The organism is uncultured Psychrobacillus sp., assembly GCF_938022135.1.
GTDB lineage: Bacteria > Bacillota > Bacilli > Bacillales_A > Planococcaceae > Psychrobacillus.
This window is the reverse complement of record NZ_CALIED010000054.1, coordinates 1-18198: the sequence shown is the minus strand read 5'-3', so window position 1 is coordinate 18198 and position 18198 is coordinate 1. Positions and strand designations below refer to the sequence as shown.

The 18198-nt window shown below is 37.8% G+C and carries 14 protein-coding genes; 9 read left to right on the top strand and 5 right to left on the bottom strand.

The window, feature by feature from the left end; translation table 11 throughout:
• Positions 1–66: 66 nt before the first annotated feature.
• The 5 genes from Q0371_RS10560 to Q0371_RS10540 all read left to right on the top strand — a co-directional run bounded on the left by Q0371_RS10560 (position 67) and on the right by Q0371_RS10540 (position 5936).
• On the top strand, positions 67–1431 hold the full coding sequence (locus Q0371_RS10560) for an aspartate kinase (RefSeq protein WP_298470943.1): 1365 nt from the start codon (positions 67–69) through the stop codon (positions 1429–1431).
• A gap of 222 nt (positions 1432–1653) precedes the next feature.
• A complete protein-coding gene (locus tag Q0371_RS10555) occupies positions 1654–2142 on the top strand; it encodes a DinB family protein (protein ID WP_298470941.1) in 489 nt (162 codons plus the stop codon).
• An 803-nt stretch (positions 2143–2945) separates the two neighbouring features.
• On the top strand, positions 2946–3794 hold the full coding sequence (locus Q0371_RS10550) for a general stress protein (protein ID WP_298470939.1): 849 nt from the start codon (positions 2946–2948) through the stop codon (positions 3792–3794).
• A 93-nt stretch (positions 3795–3887) separates the two neighbouring features.
• Complete coding sequence (locus tag Q0371_RS10545) at positions 3888–4802, top strand: exonuclease domain-containing protein (protein WP_169359072.1); 915 nt, start codon at positions 3888–3890, stop codon at positions 4800–4802.
• A 282-nt stretch (positions 4803–5084) separates the two neighbouring features.
• On the top strand, positions 5085–5936 hold the full coding sequence (locus Q0371_RS10540) for an MBL fold metallo-hydrolase (RefSeq protein ID WP_298470935.1): 852 nt from the start codon (positions 5085–5087) through the stop codon (positions 5934–5936).
• A gap of 56 nt (positions 5937–5992) precedes the next feature.
• On the opposite strand, the gene Q0371_RS10535 is transcribed toward Q0371_RS10540, so the two are convergent.
• The 3 genes from Q0371_RS10535 to Q0371_RS10525 all read right to left on the bottom strand — a co-directional run bounded on the left by Q0371_RS10535 (position 5993) and on the right by Q0371_RS10525 (position 10750).
• Positions 5993–9289, bottom strand: coding sequence for a DUF6359 domain-containing protein (locus Q0371_RS10535; protein WP_298470933.1), 3297 nt, complete (start codon positions 9287–9289; stop codon positions 5993–5995).
• Positions 9290–9713: 424 nt separating this feature from the next.
• Complete coding sequence (locus Q0371_RS10530; RefSeq protein ID WP_298470931.1) at positions 9714–10154, bottom strand: hypothetical protein; 441 nt, start codon at positions 10152–10154, stop codon at positions 9714–9716.
• A 98-nt stretch (positions 10155–10252) separates the two neighbouring features.
• Positions 10253–10750, bottom strand: a complete 498-nt coding sequence (locus tag Q0371_RS10525; protein ID WP_251553554.1) for a TspO/MBR family protein — start codon at positions 10748–10750, stop codon at positions 10253–10255.
• Positions 10751–10889: 139 nt separating this feature from the next.
• Between Q0371_RS10525 and Q0371_RS10520 the strand changes: the two genes are divergently transcribed.
• Together Q0371_RS10520 and Q0371_RS10515 are read left to right on the top strand one after the other, a co-directional pair.
• Positions 10890–12281 (top strand): 5'-nucleotidase C-terminal domain-containing protein, encoded by a 1392-nt coding sequence (locus Q0371_RS10520; protein ID WP_298470928.1) that lies wholly within the window; start codon positions 10890–10892, stop codon positions 12279–12281.
• 12 nt (positions 12282–12293) lie between these two features.
• Entirely contained in the window at positions 12294–13340 is a 1047-nt protein-coding gene (locus Q0371_RS10515) for a P1 family peptidase (protein WP_251553625.1), read from the top strand.
• Positions 13341–13410: 70 nt separating this feature from the next.
• Here Q0371_RS10515 and Q0371_RS10510 read toward each other — a convergent pair whose 3' ends face one another.
• A complete protein-coding gene (locus tag Q0371_RS10510; protein ID WP_298470926.1) occupies positions 13411–15552 on the bottom strand; it encodes a type IA DNA topoisomerase in 2142 nt (713 codons plus the stop codon).
• A gap of 282 nt (positions 15553–15834) precedes the next feature.
• Between Q0371_RS10510 and Q0371_RS10505 the strand changes: the two genes are divergently transcribed.
• A complete protein-coding gene (locus tag Q0371_RS10505) occupies positions 15835–17052 on the top strand; it encodes an MFS transporter (RefSeq protein WP_298470924.1) in 1218 nt (405 codons plus the stop codon).
• Positions 17053–17072: 20 nt separating this feature from the next.
• Here the strand turns inward: Q0371_RS10505 and Q0371_RS10500 are convergent, their stop codons facing one another.
• Positions 17073–17399 (bottom strand): general stress protein, encoded by a 327-nt coding sequence (locus Q0371_RS10500; RefSeq protein WP_169359058.1) that lies wholly within the window; start codon positions 17397–17399, stop codon positions 17073–17075.
• A 136-nt stretch (positions 17400–17535) separates the two neighbouring features.
• On the opposite strand from Q0371_RS10500, the gene Q0371_RS10495 reads away from it, so the two are divergent.
• On the top strand, positions 17536–18033 hold the full coding sequence (locus Q0371_RS10495; RefSeq protein ID WP_169359057.1) for a flavin reductase family protein: 498 nt from the start codon (positions 17536–17538) through the stop codon (positions 18031–18033).
• Positions 18034–18198 lie beyond the last annotated feature (165 nt).

Genomic DNA, 18198 nt, shown 5'->3' with positions numbered 1-18198 from the left:
CACTGTATAAAATCATTTGTTTTTCCCATAAATACAATTAATCGAAAATAGTAAGGATTTGATGAGATGATCGTAAGTAAATTTGGAGGAACATCGGTAGCGAGCGCAGAACAAATTAAAAAGGTTGCTGAAATCGTAAAGGCTAATTCTAAAAGAAAATACGTAGTCGTTTCAGCACCAGGCAAACGTTTTGAACAAGATAAAAAAGTGACCGATTTATTAATAAACCTAGGCAACGCTGCCTTACATGGTGAAAATGTAGAGCCTTGCCTTGATGCTGTGTTAGATCGCTACAAGGAAATTGCTCTGGGCTTAGACTTAGATTTACTCATTTGTGATGTAATTGAAGAGGATTTACGTTCAAGGCTATCTATGAAACAAGAAAATCATAGTTTATTTATGGATTCCTTAAAAGCGAGCGGAGAGGATAATAATGCGAAGCTTATTTCTACTTATTTCACAAGCATCGGAATTCCAGCTAGATACATGTGTCCAAAGTCAGCAGGTCTGTTAATAAATGACTTACCCGAGCGGGCAATGGCACTCCCGGAGGCTTATAAAAACCTCCATACGAGTCTAAAAAATACTAGTGAAGTGATTGTTTTCCCTGGATTTTTTGGTTATACAAAAAAGGGCTTACTACGGACTTTTGATAGAGGTGGATCAGATATAACCGGATCCATATTAGCAGCCTCTATTCAAGCTGAGCTTTACGAAAACTTTACCGACGTGGATTCTGTTTTTTGTGCAAATCCGAAGGTAGTTAACTGTCCTGTGGAAATCGAGGAAATCACATACCGAGAAATGCGCGAGCTTTCGTATGCCGGTTTCTCTGTATTCCACGACGAAGCATTAATGCCGGTATACAAGGCTAAAATTCCGGTATGCATTAAAAACACGAATAACCCCTCTGCACCTGGCACCAAGATTGTCTCATCCAGAAAAGTGAATCGAAGACCTATAACTGGGATTTCAGCTGATAGTGGATTCTCTATACTATACGTCAGTAAGTATTTGATGAACCGAGAGATCGGTTTTGGTCGCAAGCTACTTCAAATTCTAGAGGAAGAGCATATTTCCTATGAGCATACTCCTTCAGGTTTAGATGATATATCTGTGATTTTTCGAAGCCACCAGCTAACACCCGAAAAAGAGGACAGAATAGTAAAGAGGGTCAAGGAGGAATTACACGCAGAAGATGCCCATTTCCGACATGAGTTCTCCATGATTGTAGTCGTTGGAGAGGGCATGAACAATAGCACCGGCCTAGCAGCTAGAGCTGCCACAGCCATTGCTCGCACTGGAGCTAACATTGAAATGATTAACCAAGGATCGTCAGAAGTCAGCCTTTCCTTTGGTGTTCATCAAAGCAATGAAAACAAAATTCTCCGAGAACTCTATCAGGAGTTTTTTGCTCCTGTGATAGTATGATGCAACTTCCTTAGGAATTCCATAAGCCTCAGAAATTTTACCATTCGTAAAATTTTCTGAGACTTTTTTTATTATGACTATGTTAAAGATATGGTTAGATTTTTGTAGGGCAGAATTGTGTTAAATGTTACATTTAAACTCACGTGAGAAGGTAGTTTAAGAAGGAATCTAGTTAGAAATAGAGAATATAAAGGTATGTGACATCTATAAGGGGTGGGTATAGTGACTCAAAACGAATATGAGTGGGTTAGACAGACTCGAATGACACTTCTTGACTTTTGTAGTGAACTAGATCCAAGTGACTTTACTCAAGAAAATAACTTTGGTTGGCAAAGTGTAAGAGACACGCTGGTTCACATAGCAGACTGTTATCATGCTTGGCTTGGCTCATTTGTTTTATTGAAAACAAAGAAACCTCTCACTTCAAAGGAAAAACTGTTGGAACTCGGTTGGAATGAAATAAAAGTACACTTTGAACAAGTAGATTCTTATGTAAATGAGGTATTTGAAGTATTCGCACAACAAATGGATAAGCCGATAAAGAGGCAGATTCCTTGGAGAGAAGAAGGAGAACCGATATCAATGACACCTCGTAAATTGCTCATGCATACAATCACTCATGAATTCCATCACAAAGGACAGATTATGGCTATGGCACGCCAGATGGGTTATGAACCTCCTAATACAGATGTGTTAGGAACAGTAGATTAAGGTGATTATACGTAGTACTTTCTAAAGTATGCTTTAGAAAACATGACCCACATTACGGTTGTCTGTTGTTATATTCAAAACATTAACTTTGCTCCATTAAGAATCGTATCCAATATACAAATATAGATTTAGAGAAAAAACAAGTTACAGGGGTAATAAAATATGGCTATGTTAAAGGGGAGAGTTGATTTATAATGCAAAGAAATCTTAAATCAGAGAGTAGAATTGATTTCCGCCCCAGCCGGACGCTTTCCTCGGGGTGAGCGATAAGCCATCACCCATCGCTTACGCGCGTGGTTGTGATGTCTTATCTGTCTCACTCATCCCGTAGGAGTCGCCGTCTGGCGCTCCAATCAATAAACGGCGACAGCTTATCGATTGCTAAAATATTTACTCGCATAAACAAAGCTGAAAAACTGTCACCAACCCCAATTTCATCATCTATTTATGTTCTTAATAGCCATTTGAAAGTTCCTTTGTTTATGTTTACAGTCACTATAAAAAAAGAATTGTTAGTCAAAATCAACCAATAACTTTAACAAAGCTTTTTTATTTTAAAACAATGAATTAATTTTACCAGTGGAATGAGGCTACTCTTCAGAAGGTATCTGTAAAAGCGGAAATCAATATTATCTTGTTCTTTCTTGATTGAGCGTGTAGAGAATTAGAAATAACGTGATTAATATAATATGTAAAATATTAAATTAATGTTAAAAAATAGAGGAGGAGGTTAGAAAGTTTGTAACGTGGGTATTCAAGCAATAACACATTAAATAAAAACTAAAAAAACAGGAGGAATACACATGAACTTAAATTCAAACAGAAAGATTGAAATTGCTCGGACTGAGGAAGATATGTACGAAAAATTAGAACATCTGCAAAAACAGGGATATGAAGAGAGTGATATTCATGTAATTTCATCAGAGAGTACTCACTTGAATGCGTTAAATCGCTATTCGGATGTAACCACGCACGAAGCTGGCACATTCATAGACAAATTTAAATCGTGGTTTACAGGAGAATCTGCAATTGTAGAGGGACTAAAAAAGCTAGACTTAACTGAAGAGGAAGCAGAACAATATGCAAAAGAGGTAGCTTCAGGAAGTATTGTATTATATACAGACGCTGTGCCTGAAGGGGATTCCCTAGTAGCTAGCGCGAATGCTGAGGCAGCTGCAACCACTGACTATACAGATACAGTAGGAACAGATGTAGTGCAAAACCGATTTACGGAAGGAGAAGCACCAATCTCAGATTATGCTAAGGAAAATGGCTTTACTCCCTCTACAAATAATATGGTGAACGAAACGGATGGCCGTTTAGATGAGCAACAGGATAAATTTGTTAGAGGAGAAACCTTTGCTACAGACCCATTGCTTGTAAGAGATGAGAATCATGTAGGACATACCATGCAAGAGGACAAGTTAGTTCAGAACAAGCGACCGACCATTGAGGAGAGTATAACTGTAGAAGAAAAATCTTATGGGTCACAGTCTCCAGGATCAGATCCAAATTTAGGTCCAGCAGCTTTTGGAGACGATCAGACGGAATTGGACGAGGAAGAACGAAGAGTTAATCAACAGCAACAGGAAGAAAAACTAGAGCGTCAAAAAAAACTAGACGAGCATTCACCAGTCAATAGATTATATTAAACATAGAAACCCCCTCTATTTAGAGGGTTTTTCTATGTCTGAAGCTACTAGTATGAGATAATGGTAGCATACGAAAAATTAGAGGTGGTAAACATGGATTTTGTTGCAATAGATTTTGAAACTGCCAATAGTTTACGAACTAGTGCTTGTTCAGTTGGAATTGTAGTAGTAAGAAATGGTGAAATAATAGAAGAAGTTCAAACGCTTATTAATCCACTTAGTGAGTTTAATTATTACAATACAAAAATTCATGGAATTACAGATTACATGGTTCAGGATGCACCGACATTTCAAGAGTTTTGGCCGCAGCTAAAACCTTATATAGATCAACAAACGATTATAGCCCATAATGCAAGTTTCGATATTGGCGTACTAAAAGAATCGGTTAATAGATGCTACGAAGAACAACCTCAATTCCAATATGCTTGTTCTTATAGAATTGCTAAAAAAATATGGCCGGATTTGTACAACCATAAACTATCCACAGTAGCCAACTATTTAAGTATCCAATTCAAACATCATGATGCATTGGAGGATGCAAGAGCTGCAGCATTAATTACAATCGAAGCAATGAAAAAAACAAGAACGAGCTCATTAAAAGAAATGTCTCTTTTACACAAGATCAAAGTTAATAGTTCCCTTGATACTAAGAAAGCCCCTTCAAGAGTAAAAAAGAGCAAGGAAGACATGGCCCTTCCTTTTATAGTTCCAGACAATATTGAGAAAAATACTCGTCATCCATTTTATGGTGCAAATATTGTTTTTACAGGGAAAATGGATTCTATGACAAGATCGAATGCAGCTAAATATGCTGCTGACCGTGGAGCTACCTGTAAAGGGGCCGTAGACATAGATACAAACTTTTTAGTAGTTGGAGATCAAGCGCTTATGAAGTATGTAGAGGGTGTAAAAAGCTCCAAAATGCAAAAAGCTGAGGACTTAATCCAAAAGGGGATTCCTTTAGAAATAGTTGGAGAGCAGGATTTTTTAAGGTTAGTTAAACATTAAATATTATGATAAAAACAAAGGATGATTATAAAAGCCATCCTTTGTTTTTTTTATACATACACTAATTATTCTTTAATCATTTGGAGAGAGGTTGGATTTAGGGAAATATTAATGTAAGAAGAGAAGCTATATATATCGAGACTATTGCAGAGACTTTATGGTATTTATATAAAATCAAGAGATAGAAGGTTTAAAATGGTCGGTAAAAGTGTAAACGATAATAAAGTATAAATTTGGGGAGGGAAGAGAAACTAAGATAATAATGGAAGGGGATTAAATATTATGGACAATTCGATATCTTACGGAGACGATTATAAGTATATTCCAACGACATCTGTTGGTAGTGGTGTAGGTTTAGAGATTCTACCAGATGTCTTTTGTTACACCATTCAAATTGTAAACGTTTGTTTAGTAGGGAAGCCAGGTACAGATGATTTCGTTTTAGTAGACGCTGGAATGCCTCGATCTGCTGATAAGATTATAGAGATAGTGGAGGAACGTTTTGGTGAGAATAAAAAACCAAGGGCAATCATCTTAACACATGGACATTTTGATCATGTAGGAGCTATTAAAGAGCTAGTTGAAAAGTGGAATGTCCCTGTGTATGCTCATCCACTGGAACTTCCTTTTTTAACGGGAGCGCAGGATTACCCAGATCCGGATACTTCCGTAGAAGGAGGAATGGTTTCCAAAATGTCTGGGATGTTTCCTGTTAAAGCAATAGACCTGGGAGATCATGTACACTTCTTGCCAGAGGATGGCTCTGTTCCTTTTATGCCAGGTTTTAAGTGGTTTCATACTCCAGGTCATTCCCCAGGGCATGTTTCGCTATTTAGAAAAGAAGATGGACTATTGATTGCCGGTGATGCATTTGTTACGGTCAAACAAGAGTATTTATACAAGGTGTTTACACAAGAACAAGAAATAAGTGGACCCCCTCGTTATTTGACAACAAATTGGGAGGATGCAGAATACTCCGTAAAACTTCTAGATTCCTTGAAGCCTGATATAGCGGTAACTGGTCACGGACTTCCAATGCGCGATGAAATACTTAAAAGCAATCTTCATTTATTAGTTAGTGAATTTAAACGAATTGCCAAACCAAGCCACGGGAAATTTGTAGACAATGAATAAACATAAAAGAATCCTATCACCTTTGAAAAGGGATAGGATTCTTTTGGGAATGGGTATCATTTATACTTTTTTGCTGCTTGTACAGTTACTTTGATAGTAACAGATTTGTTACTATAAGTAGCTTTAATGGTAGTGCTTCCAGCAGATTTAGCCGTAATTACTCCTTCATTTACAGAAATGATATTTTTATCATAGCCACTATATTCTGCATCTGCAGTTACATCAATAGTAGAATTTTTCTTCCCTTTGTTATTTAACATAGCGGTAAGCTTAAATGTTGATGATTTATTAACATCTATTTTAATATGCTTTTTATCCACTTTTAGATTAAGGATTTTAGGCAGAGATGGTGGTGACTCTTGTTCCTTCAAGTCAACTTGAATAATAATTGGGTCGTGGTCAGAAGCACGTCCATGAATATCCATATAGTTAGCGTTGATATGAATCATATCCACTGCTGTTTTTTCTGCTAAATTATTTGTTATTAAAAGATGGTCTAAGACTTGGTTGTTCCCTTGATAGTAATAGGAGAATCGTTCACCTGCAGGAACCTTTTCTACCATATTAGTTAATATTCCACCCTTTAAAGCTGCTAATGCAGGAGTGAATTCAAAGTCATTCATATCTCCGGCCACTATCACCTTCAAGTTAGGGTCTTTTGCTTGTCCTGCTTTTACGAAATTGTTAATCATAGTCGCAATCTCGATTCGCTCAGCCTCTGAACCTAACAAAGGTGGCTGGTTTTTCCCGAATAAAGGTTGATCTCCACCCTTAGAATTTAAGTGAGTACCGATTACAACTACTTTTTCACCTTGGAACTCAAATTGTGCAGCAAGGGGCTTACGGGTATTTTCCAAAGGTAAGTCTAAAATACGTCCAGGATTTAAAGTGAGATTTCCTCCCTCATCCCAAGCAACCGAATCAGTTGAACTTCCTTTCGTACCCTCAGAAAGTGTTACCCTTTCCGGGTTGTATAGGTAGCCAACTCGAATATTTCCCCCAGGTTGTCCACCATCACGATTATATTCAGGCGCAATATCCGTCCATGCATACGCAGGTCCGCCTTCCTCCACAATGGCAGCAATTAACCGCTCATAGCTTGCAGAAGCATCGGAATTCCCAGAGTCAGTAGGACCGTCATTATCTTGAACTTCTACTAATGTAATAATATCTGGGGATTTCATATTTTCAACAAATGATCGTGCAATTTTTACAACCTTCTCGTTTGGTGTGCTTTCGATGTTAGCGGAGAAGTTCTCTATATTATAAGCAGCGACCGTCAGCTTCTCTTCGCTTGGAACGATCTCCGTTATCGTAATAGGCTTTTCAACACGAGTGATAGGAGGGAGCGATTCCTCATCAGTCCATAGCTTAAAGTTTCCAAAACCAAAGCCCATGACTCCGACAATCTCCTCTGTAAAATAATCACCAGATTTTGCATCATAGTTCTCATTATCGATTAATACTGTAATTCTTTCAGGGTTATAATCATCAGCAGAAATATTAATACCACCTAGAGCATTAAATGTAGTATTAACCGAGTTGCCAGCCACGACCACAATTTCACCATAATCTTGAGGTCCAACGACTTTTGCATTTGGTACAGCTAGGCGCATTAACTCCACGGATTCCCAAAAGTCTATTCCGTCCTCAAGAGGATCGAAGGAAGTCAGACCATCGTTATCAATAAGCTCTGTCGGAGGATGAATATCCTCTCCGATTACTAATGGTTCTGGTAGCTCTGCAGTTCCTGTTTTAAGTGTTTCAGTAGCTCTGATTCTAGTGATTGGTAGGTCATTTGCTTTCATGTCAGAATAGCCATCGTAATACCATTCCTCTACTGTCCCGGCAACTGTCACTAAGTCGCCAACCTTTAAACCATTAGAGCTTTTATTAACAATAATTGCTTCAGATGTATGGTGGTTATCATCTGAGTTGATATCCTGAATAACAAAATTAGCTGAATTATACAAGTGTGTTACTACACCAGTAATATTTTGTACAGTCGCACCTTCATAATCAGAAAAGTGACCTTGTCCTTGGATATCACGAATAGAAAGGTTCTGTGTTTTTAAAACGTTATACTTAAATGTAAAAATTTCAGAGGTAGTGTCCCCAATTGCGATTACTTTAATCGTTGTATCTTTTGTTAATGTAATTGGTTCGGTATATTTTGTACTTAATACCGTTGGGGCAGAGCCATCTAGTGTGTAATAAATGCTTGCTGTATCCCAAGGAGTCGTTAATGTAATTTCTGTTCCTTCTGATACGGTTCCAGGATAGATATTTGGATACACGGCAGGCTTGTTTACTTGCTCAAAGCTTTCTAAACCAAGTGTTTTAACTTGGTAAGTAGTGTTAAAAATGGATCCAATACCTGATACATTAATTAAATCACCATTTTTATATTGCTTAGTAAAGGTTTCATAATCAAGACCGTTGCGATTATCATTTCGAATAATGATGGATTCACCGTTTTCGTGTGTGGCAGTAAATTCAAAAGTTCCAAAATCATTAACCGCTGTTAAATTAGAAATCGTTACATTATTTAATAGTATTCTTTCGCCTTGTGTCTGTTCATTGACTCCAGCAGGTGTTATTTCTTGAACAGACGGTAAAGGGTTACCAGAAGAGAGCTTTTTTATAGTAGTAGGCTGAATTTGCAGCTCTCCACTATATGGGCTAACCTTACCTTCTAATTCAACGATATCCCCTGGATCTACATCAGCAGAGCTAGTATATGCATAGAGACCACCAGTTTCATCTTGAATATAGAAAGCTTTACCTCCCCAATAGCCAAGACCAGTTGTCACGGTTCCAGTCACACGTATCACTTTATTTTGGTCTGTAATAGCTCGTGCTTCTGCAATATTGTCTACTATTTCAACGTCAGTCGGCGGGGTCTCTCCTTCAGAAATTATAGTATAGGCACTTGCGCTTCTCATGCCAGGAACTGAGAAATAGGCAGCCAAAGTTCCGGTTACCGTAACTTCACTTTGGAACAAGCTTGGATTGTCTACTAAATTTAGTCCAGAACGTACAGTACCGGTCGGAAGCTGTACTGGGAGAATATTAGCTGGATCAGTCTCTTCCGGAGAATCAGCTAAGCCAATATTGGTTGCTACAGTAAAGGGTGCATCTTGGTCGTAAGATGTGCCAGACGATGCGGTACCTACTATATATCCTTGTACGGTTGCTGTTCCGGTATTGTTGCTAATTGCGTCTGCCACTGAAATAGGTTCAGCTGCTTCGACTTTGGATACAGAGAGAAAAGGAATAACCATGGAAACAATTAACAGTAGCGAAAGGAATATCTTGCTAACTGCACTTTTATCGCTCACTCTTTTTATCATACATTCACTCCTAGGAAAATATTTTAAGTTCAAAAGGAGTATAGCAGAGGATTATTGCAAAATTATTTAATTTCCATAAATTTTTAGTTTTTTTATTAAAAACAGTATAGAGGTAGGGGGAAGTGAGGAGAAAACTAGGATAATTGATTTACTTAAATGTAGTAGTAAATATCGGAGAGGTAGAAAGGATGCTGAATAATAAGTATTAGGAATATAAGCTTTTTAATAATATAGTAGAATCGATATCAGCTTAACAACTTCTTTTGGAGAGACAGGAGGAGAATCCAGGGAGAAAGGTGAGGCAGGTAAACAACATTAACTGCTCTAGTATGGACCGTTGGTTGCTTATTGCTCACCTCCTAAGAAGAGTTAGCCAATTTAGCAGGACCTGAAAAGGATCCTGCTACTTTAGCTAAACGATGGATTATTCAGACACCACAACAGGCTTTAATTTAACCAGAATCGAGTCAGTGTCTAAACCTTCTCGTTCGTGCTCCTCTACTGTCCAGTTGATAGAAAGAAGCTGCCTTAGAGTACTTAATTGTTGTGGGTTAAGCTCTAATAATTCAAACGTATTATCGACAATTTTATAATCCTGTTCCTCTAGTTTGTTGAATTTCATTTTAAGTAAGTTCTTTAACCCATTAAAAGTGATAAATTTGACGGAGTAGCCATTTTCCAAGAGCTCAATAAATTGTTGTTTATCTTGGCTATAAATATTAAGTAGTGCTTCATATTCGGTAGAAAAAGTCTCCTCCCAGGAACGACCATCCAAATTATTAAGTAGCTCCTGATTGGACACGCCATTACTTCGTAAGGATTCTAGTAAAACTGCTTCCATCATTGATAGTTTTATATATTTCATATTGTCACTCCCTAATGTGTTTATCTATTGCATTAAGTATATCAAAACAAATGAACAAACAAACCCCAGATTGATTTATACAATTTGGGGTTTATTAGTTATTTATTTAACTTCCATACTGCAAAGTTTAATCCTAAGGCAAAGGTTACCCATCCGATGTACGGTACCATTAATGCGCCGGCAGTAGTATCTTTCTTTTGGAATTCATATGCTGTCATGGCTATGGCACCTAATAAAATGGTCATTTCAATAAGTGCTGTTCCTCTAAGACCCCAACGGAAAAACAAGAAAGACCATAAGAAATTTAAACCTAGCTGTAAGTCATAGAGAGGAATTGCAGGTGATTCCTTATCCCCTTGTTGAACTTTTTGATCAGCTCGATATTTGGCTAGTCCCATCATTGCGTATAAGGACGTCCATACTATAGGGAAGACAGGAGCAGGGGGAGCGAAGGAAGGCTGTTTAAGCTTTTTGTATTTTTTTTGTGCATTACGATTGGCTAACCAGCCTGTAATAGAACCTCCTATAACAGGTACTAGAATGCTAATAGCTAGTTTTTTCTTATCTAACTCACCGTTTACTTTTAATACTTCCATTTGATTACCTCCTAAATAGTCTTATGTAAAAATTATTCCCTAATTACATTAGAATACGCTTAAATTTTGAAAATATTAGAGTTAATGGAATTATTAGAATATGATATGATAGGAGAATAATTAGGGGGAGACATAGCTCATGACAAGATTAAAAATCTTACATACGAATGATATACATAGTCAATTTGATAATTATAAAAAGATCGTTTCTTTAATTCGAAAGCATCGAGATGAAAATACGATTGTATTAGATGGAGGAGATTTTGCAGATTTTAAAAGCATCGAGCTACAGGGGACTAGGGGGATAGCGGCCCTCGAGCTACTAGAGGCTGGTGGTTATGATGCAATTACAATCGGTAACAACGAAATGTTCAACGGAGTCGATACGCTAGAACATATGGCTAGTAATAGCTCAATTCCTTTTATAAGTAACAATTTAGTGAAAAAAGATTTAACAGCTATAAAGGGAGTATGTAAGAGTACGATTCTAGAAAAGAACGGTTTGCGTCTCCTCATTACAGGCTCTTCCCCTGATATGGGAGTGTTTAACGAGGGTCTTGGCCTCTACATGAGTGATTATACGGTTGCTATCAAGGAAGAGATTCAAAGAAACAAAGGGAAATATGACGTATGTATTCTGTTAAGCCACGTGGGCACATTTGCAGATGAACCGTTAGCCAATGAAATAGAGGAAATTGATATTATCATATCAGCTCATGACCATAAACTATTCACTGAAGCGAAGTTAATTAATAATACGATTATGAATAGTGCTGGTAACTATGGGGAGTACCTAGGAATAGTTGAAATAGAAGTGACAAGAGGAAAGGTCGACCTAATCCACTCACAGACTATATCAACGAAAGAAATACAAGAGGACCCTCAGGTTATTTCAGTTTTAAAAGTGAATAAAACAAAGGCAGTTAACGTATTAAGTCGACCGCTATATACCTTAGAGAATCCTCTTTGGCACGATGTAGTGGAGGAGAATCCTATTAGTAATCTGATTGCTGATGGATTGAAGGATATGCTAAAGGCAGACATTGGACTTATTAACAGTGGTATTTGTAATGCAGGTATCTTCCATGAGATGTCTAGAAAAAAACTAATAGAAATTTGTCCTTCTCCCTTGAATCCTACTCTTTTTGAGATTCAAGGAAAACATATTCAGGAAGCACTGCAATCATCCTTAGATGCCCAGGTTTGCTTGGCCGAGGGTAGAGGTCCAGGTTTTAGGGGGAGATTTGTGGGCAGATTACACGTGTCTGGACTAAAAATTGAGCACGATGGTAAACATATTAAAACTATCTATTTAAAAGAGATTCCAATGGAAGATGAAAAATGGTATTTAGTTGCAAGCTCCGACTATTTACAAAGGGGATCAGGTTATCCTAGTCTGGCCATTAATCAAAACGAAACCTATTGGGCAGAAGAGATTAAGGATATCATTCAAATATATGGAGAAAAACCTGAGTTCATAAAATCTGCTTATCAAAATAGGTGGATGGAAGTAGCTAAAATAAGGGGATAAAATATGAAGCAAATGAAAATACGACAACGTGGTGTGACAATCGGAAAGCTACCAGTGGGCCCAAAAAATTGTATTACAGATGTAGAGGGTGTCCAAGTGGGTCATGTAACGCTTGATCATCAACTTCAAGAGGGTGAGCATGCTTGTACAGGAGTCACTGCTATACTTCCACATGGCGAAAACCTATTTCATCAAAAAGTTATCGGAGCTAGCTATATATTAAATGGCTTTGGTAAAACAACTGGTCTAGTGCAGGTGGATGAGTTAGGGGTGATTGAGGCTCCTATTATGCTCACCAATACATTTGGCGTCCCAGCGGTCACTCAAGGTACTTTGGCGTATATGCTAAAAGAAAATCCCGATATCGGGGTCTCTACTGGGACAATTAATATTGTGGTCGGAGAGTGTAACGATGGTAGGCTAAATTCTATACGTGAACTTCCAGTGGAACCTAAACATGCAATAGATGCAATCCAAAATGCTACTTCAGAGGCTTCTATAGAAGGAGCAGTTGGAGCTGGTAAAGGAATGATTTGTTTCGGTCACAAAGGAGGGATAGGATCATCCTCCAGGATAGTGTATGATACATCAAGCGATACCGCCTATACCATTGGGTGCATGGTGCTAAGTAACTTTGGAAAGAAAGAAGAGTTCCAGGCAGAACGGTATAAAGCAAAGGAAGATAGTTCCGTACCGTCGTATCCTACACCTGCAGATGGCTCCATAATAATTGTTTTAGCAACAGATGTACCTCTAGGAAATAGTCAGCTCAAGCGAGTGGCCAAGCGTTGTGGTATTGGCTTAGGAAGGACAGGGAGTCACTTTAGCAATGGAAGTGGCGATATTGTTATTGCATTTTCAACTGCTCATAAAATACCACATGTCTCCGAAAACAGCGTGGAACCAAGGAGTGTCCTAAGGGATGATCATGCTGTCATGAATGATCTGTTCCAAGCTGCAGCAGAAGTGACAGAGGAGGCGATTGTAAACTCCTTATCTCAAGCCGTTACTACAAAAGGACGTCTTGGTGAGACAGCGTACGCCTATCCATTTGAATAAAAGAAAAAGCGAAAGGAATCGAGGTAAATGGCTCGGTTCCTTTCACTCTTTAACATATAAACAGTCTGGGTTATTTAAACTCTAGTTTTACTTTGCCTTCTTCTAGAGCAAGCTTTGCATCAAACTTTTGACCATTTTCAGCTTCAAACCCCTTGATAGTGTTTGTTATTCCTTTTGTACAAAGCAGCTTGATTTGACTGGGAGTAATTTTTTTCTTTAAGAAAAATCCATTAAATGTTTGAGTACACCCATTTTTATAATTGGTACAGCCGTAAAAATTTTTACGTGCTACAATGGATCCTTGTCCACATTTAGGGCATGGAGCAATCGGTTCCTGCTTAAACTTTGCATATTTCGAACTTGGTTCTCTTGGAGGAAGCTTGATCGTAATGTTTTTGGTTTTAAGTTGGGTAGGTGTTTCATTAATCAGGCTATAGATAAACTTAGCTATGCTACCAAGAAAACGATCTTGAGAGCCTTCACCATTTCCTATTTTCCGTAGATAGTTTTCCCATTTAGCAGTCATAGAAGGGCTGGAGAGAAGGTTTCCTTCAATAGCCTGACAAAGAACACGCCCTTTATCAGTAATATAAACAATATTTTTGGTTACCTTTATATAGTTATGTCTTTTTAAGGTTTCAATAATCCCACTTCTCGTGGCCTCGGTTCCTAGACCTTCTACTTCCTTTAAAATCTCCGTTTCATCTTTATCTTCTATTAGCTTACCGCAGGTTTTCATCATTGCGATTAATTGACCCTCTGTATATGGTTTTGGAGGAGTTGTCTTGCCTTCTTTAATTTCAATCTTACTTGCTACTGATTCCTGCTCGGTTAAAGGAGGAAGCGTTGGTTCTTCTTTTTCCTTTTCATTAGATGACTGAATAAAAAGAGCCTTCCAGCCTTTGTCGACCTCTGTTTTGCCGGTTGTAAAGAATAGCAATCCGTTTACCTCAGTGGTAACCTTTGTTTCTGTATAAAGATAGTCCGTATGAAACATCCCGAGCGTCGTACGAATAATTTCCTCGTAAAGATTTCTCTCTATCGGTGACAGTCTGGCAAGTACAGATTGAGATGGAATCTTTTTAGTTGGGATAATAGCATAATGCTCCTGTACCTTTGAGCTATCCACATAACGTTTTTTTGGAGAGCGAGAGGCTATTGGGAACGGTTTATTGATTAGTTTTTGGTACTCATCCACTTGTCCGACGATATAGGCAAACTCATTTGGAGTAATGTGACGAGAATCAGTTCTAGGATAAGTGACTAACTTTTTTTCATATAGTCCCTGCATCGTTTTTAACACATCTGCTGGACTGATTTTCCACAATCTATTAGCTGTAGCCTGTAATGTCGATAATGAATGTAGCTGTGGCGGTGGAATTCTCTTGTCCTGTTTTACTACAGAGGTAATCACACCTGGCGAATTAGGCTGAATATCATGCTTAGCTAAAAGCGCTCGAATAATTTCCCTTTTAGGCTCTTTTGCTTTTGCTTTTCCCTTATAGCTTCCATGCTCTGCAGTAAATAATGCTTCTATTTCATAAAAGGGCTCTGAAACAAAGTTCTCGATTTCCATATGACGCTGATAAATCAAATATAGTGTAGGGGATTGAACGCGTCCTATGGGAAATACGTCTTGTATGCCTTGTTCCTTTAATAAAAGGGAGTATAGGCGAGAAGCATTCATACCAACAAGCCAATCACTGATTTGTCTAGCTTTTGCCTCTTCATACATGAGTAAGTCCTTTTGATTGTTCTGCAGGTTAGTAAAGCCTTTACGAACTTCATCTACTTCTAGTGAGTTAATCCATAAACGTTTAATCGTTTTCCCTCTAGCGCCTGTTTGGTTATAAATACTATAAAAGATATTAGAGCCTTCGCGGTCAACATCGCATGCATTAATGACTGTATCGGTAGATTTGATGAGTTTTTTCACGATCGTAAATTGCTTTGCTTTTCCTTTAGCTACTTGAAATTCATAGCGTTCAGGTAATATCGGAAGGCTAGCGAGTGACCATCTATTCCACTTAGGATCGTATGCTTTAGGTTCCTTCAATTCTACTAGATGCCCAATTCCCCAAGTAATAAAAGCTCCTTCGGGAAAGATAGGTGAGGGGAGAATTTCAATATAGCCTTCATGGCGTTTTACTGAAAAAGCGTCTGCATATGCCTTCGCTTGACTTGGCTTCTCAGCGAGTATGACTGGTTTCACATTTTCACCTCTTCAAGATTCATATATTTATTGTGCATTAAATTGGAGTAAAATACAAAGGGCTAACGTATCTTAAATTTTCAGTTGGGAGAAAGTTTAATTGACGTTGTTGATATTCTTTAACATTAACCTAATGAATTTTGCTATAATTATGACAATTAATATGGAGCTAGGATTGACTGCTCACTTGAGGGAATTGTAGTGAGGGGTTTTGATTAAGAAAAAGTTGGGGTTTTTGTTGCTTCAGCTATTTTTGAAGCTTCCTGAAAGAATGGGATAATATTGAGTGATTCAAGTAATTTTAAAGGATATTCTATTAGAGATTTTCAATTTTGGAGAATAGTAGGGAGCCTGGGCTTAGCGTCCATGTTTATATTCGGTTCTATGTATTCAGTTCAACCAATACTTCCGAGGTTTACGAAGGAGTTTGACGTTAAGGTTTCTTACTCTAGTATGATGATGTCCTTAACAACAGTTGGTCTTATAATTGGTTTAATCGTTTTAGGTTTTTTCTCTGATCGGATTGGCAGAACTAATTTCGTTAGATTTTCTATAATTGGCTCGGTGCTACCTTTTTTTCTTATGACTCTTTCGGATAATTTTGTGTGGATTATTATTTTACGATTTATCCAGGGCTTCCTACTTGCTGGAGTGCCAGCTGCAGCATTAGCCTATATAAGTGAGGAAATAGATAGGAAATTTTTGAGTGTAGCAACCGCCCTATATATATCCTGTAATGCTTTAGGAGGAATGATAGGGCGCGTCGTGACAGGTTATGCAACAGAGCATTTCTCTTGGGAGATAGCTTTTTATATTTTAGCGGTTAGTGGCATATTTGTTTTTATATTAGTGTTGGTTACTTTACCTAACTCAAGAAATTTCCAGCCTCAGGAAGCGAGCTTTAGAGATGATCTAGATGGCTTTGCTTATCATTTTAAAAATCCTTCCCTGCTGTTAATGTTCGGATTAGGAATTGTGCTTCAGCTTTCTTTTACTGGAATTTGGACATATATACCATTCCATCTGACTAATTCACCTTTTTCACTTTCAATTGATGCTGTTTCAAATATATTTTTCGCATATGGGCTTGGGGTAATTGGCTCCCCGTTAGCCAGCTGGATGGCAGGAAAAATAGGACAAAGAAAGGTCCTCATATCTGGAGTTTTTATGCTTAGTATGGGTATTTTACTTACAAACAGTAGTTCAGTTTGGATGATTGTAGTTGGCTTATGTGTAGTGTGCTTAGGGTTTTTTACAGCCCATTCCTTGGCTGCGTCCTCCGTTAGTAGAGAAGCGAGTCATCATAAAGGGAGTGCCTCCAGTCTATATCTCGTTTCCTACTATATAGGGGTAGGGGTGGGGAGTACCTTATTAGGACCGCTATGGGAGCGACTTGGATGGAGTGGACTTGTAACATTTACAGCCATAGTTCCTGTGATTTATGTAGTTTTTGTAATGCTCATACAATATTGGAACACTAAAAAACAGCCCCTTGTCTAACAAGGGGCTGTTTCTACTTCTTATTTAGGATCATGAGCAATAATTACTAATTTACCTTGATCTAATTCTTTTTCTGCAGCTTCTGCTTCTTGAGTGGTTAATCCTGCACCGCTCATTTTAGCTCGTAGTTCATCTCCACGTGAAGAGAACATATTCTTCATTGATTGAAGGAATCCCATCTCCTTCACTCCAACATCAGAAGTATCTAATGCGTCATTTACGTCGTCTGCACGATCTTTTGAATGTGCAAAAATATGAATATGGTCTTTATGGTACCCTTGAGTTTCTAATCGTTCGATTTCTTGCTTAGCCTGTACGGCATTTTCTACAGTTAATTTGACTGTCATATAAAATCCCTCCAGTATTTGTTCTCCTTCATACTTTACCCGTCCTAAATAAATTTAAACTAAATACAAAACGTATTATGTGAAACAATAAATGGTATTTGTTATGATGAAAGAAAAATAGAATGGAAGTTGCCGGATGGAAAACCAATCTAAACGAATAGAAAGTTTTAAGACTGCAATGGGAAATTACCCGACAGGAGTAACCGTGGTAACTGCTTTAGATCAACAAGGTAAGCCGATGGGAATGACTGTTAACTCCTTTGCCTCTGTCTCTTTGGATCCATTACTTGTTCTTTGGTCTATTGATAAAAAAGCGTTCTTATATGAAGAATTTTTAAAAGCGGACAAGTTTGTGGTGAACATATTAGCAGAGGATCAAAGTGACCTTTGTAATTTGTTCGCCAGCCGAGTGGAAGATCGTTTTTCTGGCTGTGAATGGCGAGCATCCGAATTAAATCAGCCGATATTAGCAAATAGTCTTTCTGTTTTAGAATGTACATTATTTAAACAAGTAGACGCTGGAGACCATACTATATTAATAGGAGAAGTTAAGGATATAAAGAATGAGGAAAAAAATCCTTTACTATACCACCGTCGCTTTGTCGGGGCTATTCCTAAAGAATTTTATAAATAAGTATTCGATGGCTAAGGAAGAAATAAATACGATATGTTAAAGGTAAGTTGGTTTTATAATACACATAAAAATGAGTTAGGATATTTTTTTCCTGACTCATTTTTTTATTAAGCTTTGTTAAAGTTATTGGTTGATTTTGACTAACCATTCTTTTTTATAGTTACT

Bases quoted from the DNA above. Each gene is read 5' to 3' on its own strand.
- Q0371_RS10560 (WP_298470943.1), top strand. From the start codon at position 67: ATGATCGTAAGTAAATTTGGAGGAACATCGGTAGCGAGCGCAGAACAA.
- Q0371_RS10550 (WP_298470939.1), top strand. From the start codon at position 2,946: ATGAACTTAAATTCAAACAGAAAGATTGAAATTGCTCGGACTGAGGAA.
- Q0371_RS10545 (WP_169359072.1), top strand. From the start codon at position 3,888: ATGGATTTTGTTGCAATAGATTTTGAAACTGCCAATAGTTTACGAACT.
- Q0371_RS10540 (WP_298470935.1), top strand. From the start codon at position 5,085: ATGGACAATTCGATATCTTACGGAGACGATTATAAGTATATTCCAACG.
- Q0371_RS10535 (WP_298470933.1), bottom strand. From the start codon at position 9,289: ATGATAAAAAGAGTGAGCGATAAAAGTGCAGTTAGCAAGATATTCCTT.
- Q0371_RS10530 (WP_298470931.1), bottom strand. From the start codon at position 10,154: ATGAAATATATAAAACTATCAATGATGGAAGCAGTTTTACTAGAATCC.
- Q0371_RS10525 (WP_251553554.1), bottom strand. From the start codon at position 10,750: ATGGAAGTATTAAAAGTAAACGGTGAGTTAGATAAGAAAAAACTAGCT.
- Q0371_RS10520 (WP_298470928.1), top strand. From the start codon at position 10,890: ATGACAAGATTAAAAATCTTACATACGAATGATATACATAGTCAATTT.
- Q0371_RS10515 (WP_251553625.1), top strand. From the start codon at position 12,294: ATGAAAATACGACAACGTGGTGTGACAATCGGAAAGCTACCAGTGGGC.
- Q0371_RS10500 (WP_169359058.1), bottom strand. From the start codon at position 17,399: ATGACAGTCAAATTAACTGTAGAAAATGCCGTACAGGCTAAGCAAGAA.
- Q0371_RS10495 (WP_169359057.1), top strand. From the start codon at position 17,536: ATGGAAAACCAATCTAAACGAATAGAAAGTTTTAAGACTGCAATGGGA.